15 protein-coding genes are annotated in these 15,042 nt (G+C 67.4%); 9 read left to right on the top strand and 6 right to left on the bottom strand.

Going from position 1 to position 15,042, the window contains the following annotated elements; translation table 11 throughout:
* Positions 1-58 precede the first annotated feature (58 nt).
* Positions 59-1,561, top strand: a complete 1,503-nt coding sequence (gene guaB / locus N1F91_RS15820; protein ID WP_289993740.1) for an IMP dehydrogenase — start codon at positions 59-61, stop codon at positions 1,559-1,561.
* Between the two features lie 54 nt (positions 1,562-1,615).
* Here guaB and N1F91_RS15815 read toward each other — a convergent pair whose 3' ends face one another.
* On the bottom strand, positions 1,616-2,527 hold the full coding sequence (locus tag N1F91_RS15815) for an NAD(P)/FAD-dependent oxidoreductase (RefSeq protein WP_289993739.1): 912 nt from the start codon (positions 2,525-2,527) through the stop codon (positions 1,616-1,618).
* Positions 2,520-2,978 carry an Rrf2 family transcriptional regulator gene (locus N1F91_RS15810; protein WP_289993738.1) on the bottom strand — a complete coding sequence of 153 codons (459 nt, stop codon included), beginning with the start codon at positions 2,976-2,978 and terminating at the stop codon, positions 2,520-2,522. Before N1F91_RS15810 ends, N1F91_RS15815 begins: the two co-directional genes overlap by 8 nt.
* A gap of 109 nt (positions 2,979-3,087) precedes the next feature.
* On the opposite strand from N1F91_RS15810, the gene N1F91_RS15805 reads away from it, so the two are divergent.
* A complete protein-coding gene (locus N1F91_RS15805) occupies positions 3,088-3,498 on the top strand; it encodes an MAPEG family protein (protein ID WP_289993737.1) in 411 nt (136 codons plus the stop codon).
* A gap of 27 nt (positions 3,499-3,525) precedes the next feature.
* Here the strand turns inward: N1F91_RS15805 and N1F91_RS15800 are convergent, their stop codons facing one another.
* Both N1F91_RS15800 and N1F91_RS15795 read right to left on the bottom strand, forming a co-directional pair.
* Positions 3,526-4,662: a PQQ-dependent sugar dehydrogenase gene (locus tag N1F91_RS15800; protein WP_289993736.1), complete on the bottom strand. Its 1,137-nt coding sequence runs from the start codon at positions 4,660-4,662 to the stop codon at positions 3,526-3,528.
* A gap of 61 nt (positions 4,663-4,723) precedes the next feature.
* Positions 4,724-5,668, bottom strand: a complete 945-nt coding sequence (locus N1F91_RS15795; protein WP_289993735.1) for a hydrogen peroxide-inducible genes activator — start codon at positions 5,666-5,668, stop codon at positions 4,724-4,726.
* A 164-nt stretch (positions 5,669-5,832) separates the two neighbouring features.
* Between N1F91_RS15795 and N1F91_RS15790 the strand changes: the two genes are divergently transcribed.
* From N1F91_RS15790 to guaA, 6 genes are all read left to right on the top strand, one after another.
* Positions 5,833-7,122, top strand: coding sequence for an RsmB/NOP family class I SAM-dependent RNA methyltransferase (locus N1F91_RS15790; protein ID WP_289993734.1), 1,290 nt, complete (start codon positions 5,833-5,835; stop codon positions 7,120-7,122).
* A 21-nt stretch (positions 7,123-7,143) separates the two neighbouring features.
* Positions 7,144-7,830 carry a cyclic nucleotide-binding domain-containing protein gene (locus N1F91_RS15785; protein WP_289993733.1) on the top strand — a complete coding sequence of 229 codons (687 nt, stop codon included), beginning with the start codon at positions 7,144-7,146 and terminating at the stop codon, positions 7,828-7,830.
* Positions 7,831-7,867: 37 nt separating this feature from the next.
* Positions 7,868-8,350, top strand: a complete 483-nt coding sequence (locus tag N1F91_RS15780; protein WP_289993732.1) for a TspO/MBR family protein — start codon at positions 7,868-7,870, stop codon at positions 8,348-8,350.
* 56 nt (positions 8,351-8,406) lie between these two features.
* Positions 8,407-8,865: a PaaI family thioesterase gene (locus tag N1F91_RS15775; RefSeq protein WP_289993731.1), complete on the top strand. Its 459-nt coding sequence runs from the start codon at positions 8,407-8,409 to the stop codon at positions 8,863-8,865.
* The gene (locus N1F91_RS15770) at positions 8,862-9,515 is read left to right on the top strand and encodes a 5'-methylthioadenosine/S-adenosylhomocysteine nucleosidase (RefSeq protein WP_289993730.1); all 654 of its coding nucleotides are present in this window, start codon (positions 8,862-8,864) and stop codon (positions 9,513-9,515) included. The genes N1F91_RS15775 and N1F91_RS15770 overlap by 4 nt, the downstream gene beginning before the upstream one ends.
* 154 nt (positions 9,516-9,669) lie before the next feature.
* Entirely contained in the window at positions 9,670-11,247 is a 1,578-nt protein-coding gene (guaA, locus tag N1F91_RS15765) for a glutamine-hydrolyzing GMP synthase (protein ID WP_289993729.1), read from the top strand.
* A 343-nt stretch (positions 11,248-11,590) separates the two neighbouring features.
* Here the strand turns inward: guaA and N1F91_RS15760 are convergent, their stop codons facing one another.
* Entirely contained in the window at positions 11,591-13,825 is a 2,235-nt protein-coding gene (locus tag N1F91_RS15760) for a hypothetical protein (RefSeq protein WP_289993728.1), read from the bottom strand.
* Positions 13,826-13,853: 28 nt separating this feature from the next.
* Positions 13,854-14,300, bottom strand: a complete 447-nt coding sequence (locus N1F91_RS15755; RefSeq protein ID WP_289993727.1) for a type III secretion system chaperone — start codon at positions 14,298-14,300, stop codon at positions 13,854-13,856.
* A gap of 288 nt (positions 14,301-14,588) precedes the next feature.
* On the opposite strand from N1F91_RS15755, the gene sctI reads away from it, so the two are divergent.
* On the top strand, positions 14,589-15,029 hold the full coding sequence (gene sctI / locus N1F91_RS15750; RefSeq protein WP_289993726.1) for a type III secretion system inner rod subunit SctI: 441 nt from the start codon (positions 14,589-14,591) through the stop codon (positions 15,027-15,029).
* Positions 15,030-15,042 lie beyond the last annotated feature (13 nt).

Raw genomic sequence — 15,042 nt, 5'->3', positions numbered from 1 at the left:
GTCGAACCGGCGCGGCCTTCCTGACCGCAGCCGCTCCTGGAACATCGAAGGAATGGCCATGGCGAAAATCATCGTATCCGCGACGGGAGCCGAGGCGCTCACCTTCGACGACGTCCTCCTCCAGCCCGGCCACTCCGAAGTGATGCCGGGGCAGACCGACGTGCGGACGGTGATCGCGCGCGACATCGAGCTCAACGTGCCGATCCTGTCGGCGGCGATGGACACGGTGACGGAATCGCGGCTGGCCATCGCCATGGCGCAGTCGGGCGGCATCGGCGTCATCCATCGGAACCTGACGCCCGAGCAGCAGGCCGAGGAGGTTCGGCAGGTCAAGAAGTTCGAGTCGGGCATGGTGGTCAATCCGGTGACGATCGGTCCGGACGCCACGCTGGGCGATGCGCAGGCGCTGATGCGGGCGCACGGCATTTCCGGCATCCCGGTGGTCGAGAACGGCGGCTCCGGCGGGCAGCGGAACGGCAAGCTCGTCGGCATCCTGACCAACCGCGACGTCCGCTTCGCCTCCGACCCATCTCAGAAGGTGTCGGAGCTGATGACGAAGGAAAACCTCGTCACCGTCAGCGAGAGCGTCGACCAGGACGAGGCCAAGCGGCTCCTGCACCAGCGCCGCATCGAGAAGCTGCTGGTCGTCGATCATCGCGGCCATTGCGTCGGTCTGATCACGGTCAAGGACATCGAGAAGACGCAGCTCAACCCCAACGCCGCAAAGGACGCCCAGGGCCGGCTGCGGGTCGCGGCCGCCACCAGCGTCGGCGACGACGGCTTCGAACGTGCCGAACGGCTGATTGCGGCCGGCGTCGACCTGCTCGTCATCGATACGGCACACGGCCACTCGCAGCGCGTTCTCGACGCGGTGGCGCGGGCCAAGAAGCTGTCCAACTCGGTCCGCATCCTGGCTGGCAACGTCGCTACGGCCGCGGGCACGCAGGCGCTGATCGACGCGGGCGCGGACGCCGTCAAGGTCGGTATCGGGCCTGGATCCATCTGCACCACCCGCATCGTCGCCGGCGTCGGCGTGCCGCAGCTGACCGCCATCATGTCGGCCGTGGAAGTGGCCGAGCGGCAGGGCATCAGCATCATCGCCGACGGCGGCATCAAGTATTCGGGCGATCTCGCCAAGGCGCTCGCCGCCGGCGCGGGCGCGGCGATGATCGGCTCCCTGCTCGCCGGCACCGAAGAGAGCCCGGGCGAGGTCTACCTGCACCAGGGCCGCTCCTTCAAGGCCTATCGCGGCATGGGCTCGGTGGGCGCCATGGCGCGGGGCTCGGCCGATCGCTATTTCCAGGCGGAAGTGCGCGACACGCTGAAGCTGGTGCCGGAAGGCATCGAGGGCCAGGTTCCGTACAAGGGGCCGGTGAGCGGCGTTCTGCACCAGCTCGCCGGCGGGCTCCGGGCATCGATGGGCTATGTCGGCGCGCAGAACCTCGAGGAGTTCAGAAACAAGGCCACCTTCGTGCGCATCTCCGGCGCCGGCCTGCGCGAGAGCCACGCGCACGACGTGACGATCACCCGCGAAAGCCCGAATTATCCCGGCATGAGCTGACCTGCGGTCCTCCCTCGGCGAACCGCCGAGGGTGCCGTGGCGGCGTGTCCGCCGTCACGCGGCCTTCGATATCTGCGGCGGGAAGATGAGGGAGCGGTGGACGGCGGCGCCTGCCATTGCGCCGTGGCCCACAGCGATGGCCACCGACGCCATGGGGCTCGCCACGTCGCCGCAGGCAAAGACGCCCGGCACGGACGTCGCCTTCATCGCGTCCGTCGCCACGAAGGAGCCTTGCGGTCCGTCCTCCATCCTGCAGCCGAGCATTGCGGGGAGGGGCGTTGCGATCCGTGTCCGGGTAGCGACGAAGAGGCCGTCGATTTCGATGCGTTGACCGTCGGACAGGACGACGACCGGCGCGCCCGGATCGCCGTCGATCCTGGTCACGGGCATCGACTCGATCGATACCCCTCTTTGCACGAGGTCGGCGAACTGGGTCTCGCCAGGCTCGAAGACGCCGTTGGCGAAAAGCGTCGTCTGGCCCCATTCGGGCAGCATCGCCGCCTGGTGGAGGGAGGCGGGGCCGGTGGCCAGCACGCCGATCCGGCCGCGGTTCAGCTCGTAGCCATGGCAATAGGGGCAGGCCATGGCGCCGACGCCCCATTGCGACGCGAGGCCCGGGACGTCGGGCAGGACATCTTCCACGCCGGTGGCAAGCACGATGCGCCGCCCTTCGACGTGCTGCCCGTTGGCGATCGCCACATTGAACGCGTCGATGCCGCCCGTCGCCGAGGACGCTTGGCCCGAAATGAAGCTGACGGACGGATAGGCGAGGAGCTGTTCGCGGGCCTCCGCCGCGATCGCCCCCGGCGTGTGCCCGTCGCGCCCGAGGAAGCCGTGGGAGGTGCTCGAATAGCGGTTGCGGCGATTGCCGGCGTCAATGACGAGCACCCTTCGCCGGGCGCGGGCAACCTGAATGGCGGCGGACAGACCGGCATAGCTGCCGCCGATGACGATGACGTCAAACATGACGAGGTTCCTTCGGTGCGTTGGGATGCTGCGCCATGCGGGCGCGGAAATCGGCATCGATCGATGCCAGGGTGACGGAGCGCAGCCGCGCCTGGACGAGGCGTTCGGCCTCGCCCAGCGTCTCCTGCATCGAAGCGTTGACGGCCTGCTCGACGAGGCAGGTCGGTTGGGCATTGCGGCTGCCGATGGCGAAGAGGCCGGGGGCGCCGAGCGCGGCGTGGACGTCGGCGAGCGTGATTTCGGCCAGGGGCCGGCCCAGCGTCCATCCGCCGCCATGGCCCTTGCCGGACCGGACGATGCCGGCACCCCGCAGGCCGGCCATGGTGCGGCGGACCGCCGCCGGATTGCCGTGCATGTAGCGGGCGAGTTCCTCCGACGTCACCGGATCCTGCCGGCCGGCCATGTGGAGGAGCAGATGCAGCATGGCGGAGAGGCGCGTGTCGGTTTTCATGTAACTTCATATGTTACATGAAGAGACCTGCGTCAAGCCTGACCGGACCGTTACCGTCTCGGCCAGACGTGCTACTGCCGAACGAACGTGTTGCGAGAGGAGTAGCCCCATGGAAGCCACTGCCATCTTCTGGCCGATGATCGCGCATGTGGCGCTGGTCTACGGCGTCTACGGGCTCATGGCGCTTCGCCGGAAGCGGGCCGTAGAGAGCGGCAGCGCGAAGGTCTCGCAGTTCCGCGAGAACCGGGACGAGCCGGCCGAGAGCCTTTTCGTCCGCAACAACCTGGCCAACCAGTTCGAACTGCCGGTGCTGTTCCACCTCTGCTGCCTTGCGCTCCATGCCAGCGGCGGCGTCGGCACGGTCGTGGTGATGCTGGCGTGGGTCTTCGTGGCGTCGCGCTACGTGCACGCGGCCATTCACGTGACCAAGAACCGGATTCGACACCGGCAGCCGGCCTTCATCGCCGGCTTCCTGTCCCTTGGCGCGATGTGGGCGGCGCTTGCGATCCACATCGCCTGATCGCGGGCGCCGCCCTCGGTCGATGGTTCAGCCTTCGCCGGCCGGGACGATGCGGAGCAGCCGCCCGCCGGCACGGTCCTCGAGCGCCCAGATCGCGCCGTCGGGACCCTGCTCGACTTCACGGATGCGCGCATCCATGGGGAAACGCCGCGTTTCGCTGGCCAGCGTCCCGTCGCTCTGCTCGCCCAGATCGACCTGCACGATCGCCCGCGCCGACAATCCGCCGATGATGGCGTCGCCCTGCCAGTCCGGGAACAGATCGCCCGAGTAGATCACCAGCCCGGCCGGCGAGATCACCGGGGTCCAGTGCGCCTCCGGCTCCTCGAATTCGGGGCGTGTCGGATGGTCGGGGATGTCGGCGCCCGAATAGTTCACGCCATAGGAGACGACCGGCCAGCCGTAGTTCCTGCCAGGCTCGACCAGGTTGATCTCGTCGCCGCCGCGCGGACCCATCTCGTGCGTCCACAGCCGTCCACCGCCGTCGAAGGCGATGCCGAGCAGGTTGCGGTGGCCGACGCTCCAGAAGCTCTGCGCCAGTTCACCCTCGTCCTGGAAGGGATTGTCGTCCGGCACCGAGCCGTCGACGTTGAGGCGGATGACCTTGCCGAGGGCGCTTTCCATGTCCTGGGCGGGCGTCTGTTTCTGACGGTCGCCCGACGTGATGAACAGATGCTCTCCATCGGGCGAGAAGGCCATGCGGTGGGAGTAGTGCCCGTTGCCGCTGACTTTCGGCTCCTGGCGCCAGATCACCTCGAGGTTCTCCAGGGCAGGATCGCCATCGCCGCGCGACAGCGTCGCCCGGGCGACGGCCGCGCCCTGCAGGCCATCCTCGCCCCGTTCCGCATAGGAAATGTAGACGTGGCGGCTCTCGGCGAAGTCGGGGCCGATTACCACGTCGCCCAGCCCGCCCTGGCCGGCATAGGCCACTTCGGGAACGCCGGAGACCTCGGTCCTTGTCCCGTCCTGCGTTACCAGCAGGAGATTGCCGGGCTTCTCCGTGACCAGCAACTCCCCGTCCGGCAGGAAGGTCATGGCCCAGGGCTCGTTGAACTCGGCGATCGGGGTCGCCTCTATCGTTACGCCGTCCTGCGAGGTGATGTCGAAACTCTGGGCGAAAGCCGACGCCGGAACGAGCAGGGCGGTGATGGCGAAAGTCGTGCGCATGGAAGCCTCCTTTGTCGTGGATCTCGACCCGGCAGATAGGGTCGACGACGCAGACTTCCGATCACGCCTGCGTGACGACGTGCGTATCGGAGGTCGATGGCGGAGCGGCTCGGAGGCTATGCGCGTCCGTGATGAGGCGGCCGATGGTGCGGTATTCCTCGGGGCGGGGGCCGTTGCGGCGCCAGGCAAGACAGATGCGGCGCGATGGCTGCGGGTTGGCGAAGGGGACGACCTTCATGTCCCGCATGGCACCGACGGTCTCCAGCGCGATCTCGGGGATCAGCGTCAGGCCGAGCCCGTGCGAGACCATCTGCAGCAGCGTCGTCAGGCTGGTTGCGCCATAGCTCGACAGCGCGAGCGGCTTGACGGAGCGGCAGACCGCGAGTGCCTGGTCGCGCAGGCAATGACCCTCCTCCAGCAGCATGAGCCTGTCGAGTGAAGGGCTCTCGGGGGGGACGGGCGGAGAAAGAAACTCCGGGTCGTCGCGGGGGACGGCGAGATAGAAGCGGTCCTCGAACAGCGCCTCGGCGACGAGGCCGGCCTCTTCGATCGGAAGCGCGGCGACGAAGGCGTCGAGCCGACCCGACAGGGTTTCCTCCACCAGCGTGCCCGTCACCGCCTCGCGCAGTTCGAGCTGGAGGTCGGGAAAGCTGCGTCTAGCGAGCGGCAGGACCGCGGGCAGCAGGTATGGCGCGACCGTCGGGATCATGCCCAGCCGGAACCGTCCCTCCATCGGCCGGCGGCCACGCCGGGCAATCGCTTCGACGTCGCGGATGTCGGCCAGGATCCGCTCGATGCGCGGGCGAAGCTGGCGCGCATCCTCGGTGATGCGGATCCCGCTGCGGCTGCGCTCGAAAAGCTTGCAGTCGAGCTTCTCCTCCATCTCGGCGATCTGCGACGACAGCGCCGGCTGGGAGACGCCGACGAGTTCGGCCGCGCGCCCGAAATGGAGGGTTTCGGCCAGCGCGTCGAAGTATTCCATCTGTCGAACGGAAAGGCGGATCATAAGCATTGGCTATCACGAATCGGAAAGAGCGCAAATCAGTCTTATGGAAGACGCCTTGCCGTCCGCGCGAGCGGCCCGATCCGCCACGCAATCCTGCTTGCCGCCATCAATGGGAGCCGCTACCAGTCGGCCGATCGGGTAGCCGACAACGGGGAAGACCGGACATGCGAACAGGCGGACGGCTGGCTGCGGCCATCGAAGTGCTCTCGGACATCCAGACACGGCACAGGCCGGCGGCCGACGCGCTGAAGGACTGGGGCCTGTCGCATCGGTTCGCCGGCGCGGGCGATCGCGGGGCGATCGGCAACATCGTCTACGACGCGCTTCGCCGCCGTCGGTCGGCGGCCCATCTGCTCGGAGCGGATACGCCGCGCGCTCTGGCTTTCGGAGCGCTGTTCCTGGAATGGGGCGAAACGCCCGAGGGCCTGAACGCGTCGCTCGCGGGCGATCGCTTCGCGCCCGCCCCGCTTGACGAGGCCGAAATCGCTGCCATCGCCGCCAACCCGCTCGACACGGCACCCGATGCCGTGCGCGCCGACGTTCCGGACTGGTGCGCGCCGCTGCTCGAGCGGACTTTCGGCGCCGACTGGGTGGAGGAGGGCAGGGTGCTCTCGGCCCGGCCGCCGCTCGATCTTCGCGTCAACGCGCTGCGGGCCGATCGCGAGCGCATCCTGCGCGAACTCACCGGCATGAAGGCCGCGCCGACCCGGCTCGCGCCGCACGGCATCCGCATCCCGCCCATCGAAGGCAGCGGACGTCATCCGAACGTCCAGGCGGAGCCCGCCTACGCCAAGGGCTGGATGGAGGTGCAGGACGAGGGCTCGCAGATCGCCGCGCGGCTGGCTTGCGCCGAGCCCGGCATGCAGGTGCTCGACTATTGCGCCGGTGCCGGCGGAAAGACGCTGGCGCTGTCGGCCGACATGGACAATCGCGGCCAGCTGTTCGCCCATGATTCCGAAAAGCAGCGCCTGGCGCCGATCTTCGACCGCCTGCGCCGTTCCGAGACGCGCAACGTCCAGGTCGTGGCGCGTCCGGACGAACTGGCGCCGCTCGAGGGACGGATGGACCTGGTCCTCGTCGATGCCCCCTGCACCGGCTCGGGCACCTGGCGCCGCCGGCCCGATGCGAAATGGCGGCTGACCGAACGCCAGCTCGAGGTGCGCATGGCCGAGCAGGAGGCCATTCTCGCCGCCGCCAGCCGTTTCGTCAGGCCGGGCGGCCGGCTCGTCTATGTCACCTGCTCGCTCTTTGCGCAGGAGAACGCCGAGCGCCTGCAGCGTTTCCTCGGTGCCAATCCCGACTTCAGACCGGTCGATCATGCCTCGCTGTTCGAGACCTGCTTTCCGGGGGCGAGCGCCTCGGTCCGCATCGATCCTGCTGACGGCATATCGCTTTCGCCCGCGCGCAGCGGTACGGACGGTTTCTATATCGGTGTGACAACACGCCAAGAGTGATGCTTCTTCCAGGGCGCCCCAATGGATGAGTTTCTCGAGCAGTTCACTGATCCAAGCAAGTTCGTCGGCCACATAAACTACATCCTCGTCATCCTCTCCGTCTCGATGAGCAGCATGCGGTGGCTGCGCATCTTCGCCATCGCGTCCGGCATCACCGGCGTGGCCTATTACGGTTTCCTGGTCTCGGATCTGATAAGCGCCACGTGGGAGTTCATTTTCACCACCGTGAACGCGATCCAGCTGGCGCTGGTCCTGCTCGCCAACCGGAGCCGTCGGGTGACCGATGACGAGAAGCTGTTCATGGAAACGGTCATGCCGTCGCTCGAAGGCAATCAGCGGACCCGCATGCTGAAGCTCGGAAAGTGGGAGACGAAGCAGCCGGGCGAGGTGCTGATCGAGGAAGGACAGGCGGCGCCGCAGCTCGTCTTCATCGCCCGCGGCGCCGCGAGCGTCGAGAAGGGCGAAAGGCTGATCGGCGTGTGCGGGCCGGGCGACTTTCTGGGCGAGATGAGCTTCCTGTCGGGCAATCCCGCTTCGGCCACCGTGCGCGTCTCCAACGAGATCCGTTGCTGCGTCTACGATCCCGCCGAACTGCGGGCCTTGCTGTTGCGCAACCCGCCGATCCGTCAGGCGTTGGAGCTGAGCTTCAACCGGAACCTCGTCGGCAAGCTCGACCGGATGAACGAAACCAGGCACGCCTCCGTCTGACGACGAGCGACGGCCCGCGCGAACCGAAAGACATGTCATGAACCGCCACCGGCTCGCGATCCATCTCGCCTTCCTCGCGCTCGTCGTCGGGGGAGGGCTCGCCGTCGGCGCGTCCAACACGCCCGACGGATGGTATGCGTCCCTCGCCAAGCCAGCCTTCAACCCGCCCAACTGGATCTTCGGGCCGGTCTGGACGATCCTCTACGTCGCGATCGCCGTGGCGGGCGCGCGGACCTGGCTGCGCGATCGGCGCGGACCGGCCATGATCGCGTGGTGGGTACAGCTCGTGTTCAACTTTCTCTGGTCGCCAACCTTCTTCACGCTGCAGTCGATCGGCGGCGCGCTGGTCGTCGTCACCGGCATGGCGGTCGCGGTCGCCGCGTTCATCGCGCTGACCTGGCGCGCGGATCGTCCGGCGGCACTGCTTTTCGTGCCGTATCTCGCCTGGGTGTGCTTCGCCGGGCTGCTCAACGCATCCATCCTTTGGCTCAATGCTTCGTCTGTTGCAGTGCAACAATGACGGATTGTCACTGCACCACCGCTTTGCGATAACGAACCGGCACGGAGGATAACCGAATGCCTGAAATTTCCGACGAGGCCACCGACTACGAGCGACGTGTCCGGTCGAGTTTCGACCGCCAGGCGGCGATGAAGACCATCGGGGCCGAACTGACGCAGGTCACGCCAGGCATGGTCGAGATCGAGATGCCGTTCTCCGAGCCGCTCACGCAGCAACACGGGTTCCTCCACGCCGGCATCATTTCCGCCGCGCTGGATTCGGCTTGCGGATATGCGGCCTTCTCGCTGATGCCGGCCGATGCTGCCGTGCTCACCATCGAGTTCAAGGTCAATCTTCTCGCGCCTGGCAAGGGCGAACGCTTCCTGTTCAGGGGGTCGGTCACCAAGCCGGGCCGCACGATCATCGTCGCGGACGGCCAGGCCTATGCCTTTAGCGCCAGCGGCGAGGCCAAGCTCGTCGCGACCATGACCGGCACCATGATGGTGGTGCAGGGCCGCGAAGGCATCGCGGGATGACCGGCCGTTCCGGCCAGCCGCTGCTCAAGGAGGTCGCGGGCCGGCGCATTCTCTACGTCATGGCGGCGGTTGCCGAGTACGGGGCGCATCTGCGGGCCCGGTTCGAACCGCTGATGACCGGGGTCGGGCCCGTGGAGGCAGCGGTCGAACTGACCCGCGCGCTGGCCCTGATCGACAGGACCGACCGGACGCCGGATCTCGTCGTCTCGCTCGGATCGGCCGGCAGCCGCGTGCTGGAGCAGACCGAGGTCTACCAGGCCATCTCGGTCACCTATCGCGACATGGATGCTTCCCCGCTCGGCTTTCCGCGTGGCGCCACGCCCTTCCTCGACCTGCCGGCTATAGTCCCGCTTCCCCTGCGGATCGCGGATGTGCGGGAAGCGACGCTGTCGACGGGAGCGAACATCGTCTCCGGCGACGCCTATGACGCGATCGCGGAGGACATGGTCGACATGGAGACCTTCGCCGTACTGCGCGCCTGCCAGCGCTTCGACGTGCCGCTGATCGCGCTGCGCGGCATTTCTGACGGCGCGGCCGACCTGCGCCACGTCGGCGACTGGACCGAATATCTCCACGTCATCGACGAGAAGCTGGCAGTGGTGGTGGATCAGTTGGAGATGGAAATCGCCCGGGGCCACGTCCTGGGCTGAACTGGCGGGCGCGGTTGCTGCTCGAGCAGCAGGCCGCGGCCGCTTCGCCCGGCCGCGCATCCGGCCTTGCCGTCCAACCGCCTGGCCTGGCGAAATCCGCCGCAATGCAACATGCGGGATTGCTGGAAAGGCACGATTCGTCTACTGGCTCGCCATGAGCACGATCCCCCATCCCGACAGCATCCTCATCATCGATTTCGGCAGCCAGGTCACCCAGCTGATCGCCAGGCGCGTGCGCGAAACCGGGGTCTACTGCGAGATCTGGCCGTTCCAGAAGGCGCAGGAGGGCTTCGACAAGCTCGCGCCGAAGGGCGTGATCTTCTCCGGCGGGCCGGACTCGGTCACCCGCGATGGATCGCCCCGTGCGCCGCAGGCGGTGTTTGCGGCCGGCGTGCCGATCCTCGCCATCTGCTACGGCCAGCAGACCATGGCCGTGCAGCTCGGCGGTACGGTCGAGGGCGGGCATGCCGCCGAGTTCGGCCGCGCCGACGTCGAGATCCTGAAAGCCTCGCCGCTCTTCGAAGGCGTCTGGGAAGTCGGCGGGCGCTATCCTGTCTGGATGAGCCACGGCGACCGCGTCACGGAGGCTCCCGAGGGCTTCGAGATCATCGGCACGTCCGAGAACGCGCCGTTCGCGATCTGCGTCGACGAGGAGAGGCGCTACTACACCACCATGTTCCACCCGGAAGTCGTGCATACGCCCGACGGCGGCAAGCTGCTGGCCAACTTCGTGCACCGGATCGTCGGCCTCAAGTCCGACTGGACCATGGCCGCCTACCGCGCCGAGATGGTGCAGAAGATCCGCGACCAGGTCGGCTCCGGCCGCGTGCTCTGCGCGCTGTCGGGCGGCGTCGATTCCTCCGTCGCGGCGGTGCTGATCCACGAGGCGATCGGCGACCAGCTGACATGCGTCTATGTCGACCACGGGCTGATGCGGCAGGGCGAGAGCGAGCAGGTGGTCGGCATGTTCCGCGACCATTTCAACATCCCGCTGATCAATGTCGATGCGTCCGACCTGTTCATCGGCCAGCTCGAGGGCGAGGCGGATCCGGAGACGAAGCGCAAGACCATCGGCCGGCTGTTCATCGAGGTCTTCGAGGCGCAGGCGAAGACGATCGCCGAGGACGGGCGCGGCGCGCCGACCTTCCTCGCCCAGGGCACGCTCTATCCAGACGTGATCGAGAGCGTCTCCTTCTCCGGCGGACCGTCGGTCACCATCAAGAGCCACCACAATGTCGGCGGGCTGCCCGCGCGCATGAACATGACGCTGGTGGAGCCGTTGCGCGAACTCTTCAAGGACGAGGTCCGCGCGCTCGGCCGCGAGCTCGGCCTGCCCGAGAGCTTCATCGGCCGGCACCCGTTCCCCGGCCCGGGCCTCGCCATCCGCCTGCCCGGCGGGGTGACGCGCGAGAAGCTCGACATCCTGCGAAAGGCCGACGCGATCTACATCGAGGAGATCCGCAAGGCCGGGCTCTATGACAAGATCTGGCAGGCCTTCTCCGTGCTGTTGCCGGTGCAGACCGTGGGCGTCATGGGCGACGGCCGCACCTACGACCGCGTGCTGGCGCTACGCGCGGTTACGTCGGTCGACGGCATGACGGCCGACTTCTTTCCTTTCGACATGAATTTCCTCGGCCGCGCCGCCACCCGCATCATCAACGAGGTCAAGGGCGTCAACCGCGTCGTCTACGACGTGACGAGCAAGCCGCCGGGCACGATCGAGTGGGAGTGAGGGGAGCCGCGCACGGGCGAGCCGGCTGCCCCTCTGCACCTGGTCCTGGAACACACGGACCGCGTATCAGCTGAGGCGATCGATAAGGCCGTCCCGGTGGAAGGGGCGTGCGAGGACAGTGCCGGGTTTTCGAACGTCTGCGCGGTCGGTTCGGCTGGTGCGACCGCGGATTCGGGAATGGGCTGCACCACACGGCTATAGGCGACCCATCGAGTTCGAGCAGGATATGGGCCACTCTCGAACCAAATGAAACGATTGAATGCGGCCTCTCCCTCATTTACCGTGTCTCACCCGATGCGTTCAGTCTAGGCGCCGCAGCCGGGCCGGTTCCGGCCGACGGGCGTCACACGGTGAGGGACTGCTCGGGCTTCTTCAGCGTGATGGCGTCCTCCAGCATCAGTTCGCGGCGCTGGAGGAGCGCCGTGCCGACCTCGACACCCTTGCCGACCGTGATTGGATCGGCCCTGAGGATGATAGCGTCGGTGAACAGCCTCATGCCCTCCTTCCAGCGGTCCTTCAGGATCGCACCCTCTTCCAGCAGGTCCGGATGGATCTCGCGCGCGCCGCCCTTGTCCCGCGGCAGGCCGACACCGTTGGCCAGCGACTGCATGGCCTTGGATACCTGCCTGACGGTCGCATCCACCTGCCCGTCGTTACCCCTCGTCACGACCATCTGCGGTGCGAGGCTTCGCAGGACCAGGAGGTTCGTCGCGGCCGAGAACTTCATCTCCGCCTTGCGTTCCATCGGTGCGTCGCTGTCGTCGATGGCCTTGAACTGGATGGCGAGGTGATCGCAGAGCACCTGCGGGTAGCGTCCTGCTGCGTCCGTCACGCTCGCCGGATCCTCGGGGTTTCCGAAGACCATGACCATCAGGTGGTCGATGAATTCGACCTGCCCCTTCGCCACCTCCTTCGGCGTGACGCCGTGCTCGCGCGCCAGATCGTCGATCTCGTCGCCGTTGACCGAGAAGCGCCGGTAGGCATTGCATTCCTCGACGAGCGAGACGGCGAGCCCCTTGATCTCGGGCGTCTTCGCGATGCCGCCCATCAGCTGGCTGTTCGTTTCGTTGTTGCGGAGGTAGGTGTTCTCGTTCGGGTATCTGCGCGCATGCTCCTCGGTGTAGACCTTCACGCCGGCATAGGCGCCGCCGGCGAGCGTGTCCGCGTCGTGCCGGCCGACGTCCAAAGACCGCTTCGGCCCGACATGCGTCTCGGGGAACAGATCCTTGACCATGGACTTGCGCTCGTTCTCGAGCCGCGCGAACGCCAGCGCGCCACCCAGCGACACCGCCTGTTCGACGACCTTCGCATCACCCCGCCTGACGACGGCCTCCGCGAATTCGCGGAAACCCTCGGCCCACTTCTCCTTCAGTCCCGTGCTCTGCTCGGCGATCTCGGGGTGGAAGTCCCCGCCGTCGAAGCCGACGCCGTTGACCAGCGACTGCATGCCCTTGCTCAACTGGATCGCGCTCTGCCTCTGTGTCGGCGAGAGGGACGTGTCGCCCGAGGCGATGAGCGGGTTGAGGCTGCGCAGGAACAGGGTGTTGCGCGCGATGTTCAGCTTGAGCTCCGCCTTGTTCTCCTCGGGCGCGTCGCTGTCGTCGATGGCCTGGAACTCGATGGCGAGCTGGTCGCACAGTTCCTGGGGGTAGCGGCCCGCCGCCGTCTCCACGCTCTGCCGGTTGCCGGGCTCGCCGAAAGCCCGGACCATCGCTGCATCGACTAGATCGACGGATTTCTTCGCCAACCGGGAGATCTCTTCCTGCCGCTTGACCGGATCCTCTTCGACGATCCCCGCCTCCACCTTGCCGAAGGCGCCCATGTTGACCGCGACGCCCTCGTCCTTCACCAGATCACTGATGACCTTCGCCTCGCCGCGCAGTTCCCGACCGGCGAAGCCGGACAGTCTCGACGAGTGCGAGTCGATGCGCTGGAACGTGTTTTTGCCTGTGCTGAGACTGCCGAGCTGATCGGACCCCTCCTTGATCAGCAGGTAGCTGCCGCCCTGGCGGAACTCCTTGCCGTATGCGGAGGGTTCGAATTTCGAAAGCGGCCCGTCGAGACTGTCGATGAAGGGCTTGAGCATGGTCTTGACGGCTTCGCCGATTCGCCGCTGGTCGGTCGCCGTCAGCTTCTCCGACTTCGGCTCCGCGACCGTCTCTCCCCGCGTCTCCTTCAGCGGATCGAGGTCGATCTTCAGCCCGATGCCGACAGAGGACCGCGAAAGCGTCTGTTTCGGGGTTTCGGGGACGTCGTCGCTGACGTCGCCTCCGTCTTCGTCGAGGACCAGGTCGAGGCCGTGACCGGAAAGCCTGTCGCGCGTGAACTCGATGTCGGACTTCGACGCGCGGGGCCGCATCGGTTCCACCTGCTCGACCGTCGACTTGTGGAACAGGTTCTTGATGTCCTGCCAGAGCTCCTTGAAGAAGGTCCGGACGGACTCGCCGCGCGAGCTCCTCGGGGTCGGCTTCTCGGCGTCGACCAGCTTGATCGGGATGTCGCCGAACATAGGCTTCTGACCGGTTCCCTCGGTCCGCGGGGGCTGGAAATGCTTCGGCGCAACTTCGTAGCTTGCCATCGTCCTGCTCCGTGTCTCGTGTTGCCGCTCAGGCGCGGATGAGGACGCTGTCGCCGTTGACTTCGCCCGGGGCCTCGTCCGCCGGCCCGCCCGCCGCGTCCGACTGCCAGACGGCGAGGTTCTGGACGAAGGCGAGAATGCGACGCTCGAGGGCTTCGGCCGTCATGCCGGCGACGGCGACCCGCTCGCAAAGCACGAAGCGGCTGCCGCCGGGCTGCAGCGCGATGCGTCCGGCGCCGGTCCCCTCGCCGAGATGGTTGCCTTCCAGCGCCCGGCGCATGATCCCGGCGTCGTGGGCGGGACCGAAGCCTTCGACGGGTGCCCAGATCTCGAGGGTCTCGGGGTCGAGGCGGTGGAAGCTGATCCGCAGGACGCCGTCGAACTGCAGCGTCGCGTCGCCTTCGCGATCGAACTGGAGGTTGGGGAGGCCGACGCGGCCTCCGAGGTCCTTCAGGGCAGTCGCGACGGGTTCCATCAGGCGCTCCTTCGAAAGAGATCGATGTCCGTAGAGTACCGGCTGCGGCGCGCGGGGAGGTGACGGACGGCACGCAGGGGGCGTGACGGACGGCACGCCAGGCCGGAGGCGGATGCGGGTTTCCGATGCATCTGCGGGCAGCGTCCGGGGGACCTGTGTCGTCTGATAAGCGGTCGCCGACCCCGCCCGTGTAGGTCTCGTTTCCGGAGCGCACCGGGCACACGGCGGCTGTTCGCAGGCCCGATCCGTGCCGGGGGCAAACCGAGGCTTTGGGAAAGGTGGATCGCCATGGAACCGATAGCGCAGCTCGCCCAACTGGGCGGTTCGGATCTCTCCGGCGTCGGGCCGGATGCGGGCGCGGCGACGCCGGACGCATCGCGAATCGAGCGCTTCCAGCAGATATTCCAGGAGAGCCGCGATGCCCGGCCGGAGGCCGTCCAGCCCGCGGACCAGGCGTCGCGCGGAGACGCGCTTCGCACGCTCGAGCTGGACCGCGTCCCCGCGCCGTTGAGCGCGACCGGCGATGCGATCCTCGGCGGATTGTCGCGCCTGCGCGAGGCCTTCGACATGCAGCAGAGCAGGCTCGGCCAGTTGGCCGATGCGAGCACGGGCTCCGAACTGATCGCCGTGCAGCTCGAGGTCGTGCAGTACAGCATGCTGGTCGACGTCACGTCGAAGCTCACCGGGAAGGCCACCCAGTCCTTCGACACGCTCATGAAGGGTCAGTGAGACAGACAACCCG

The organism is Aquibium sp. ELW1220 (assembly GCF_030398385.1).
Classification (GTDB): Bacteria; Pseudomonadota; Alphaproteobacteria; order Rhizobiales; family Rhizobiaceae; genus Aquibium.
The sequence above is the reverse complement of the archived record's forward strand: the minus strand, read 5'-3'. Positions and strand labels throughout refer to the sequence as shown.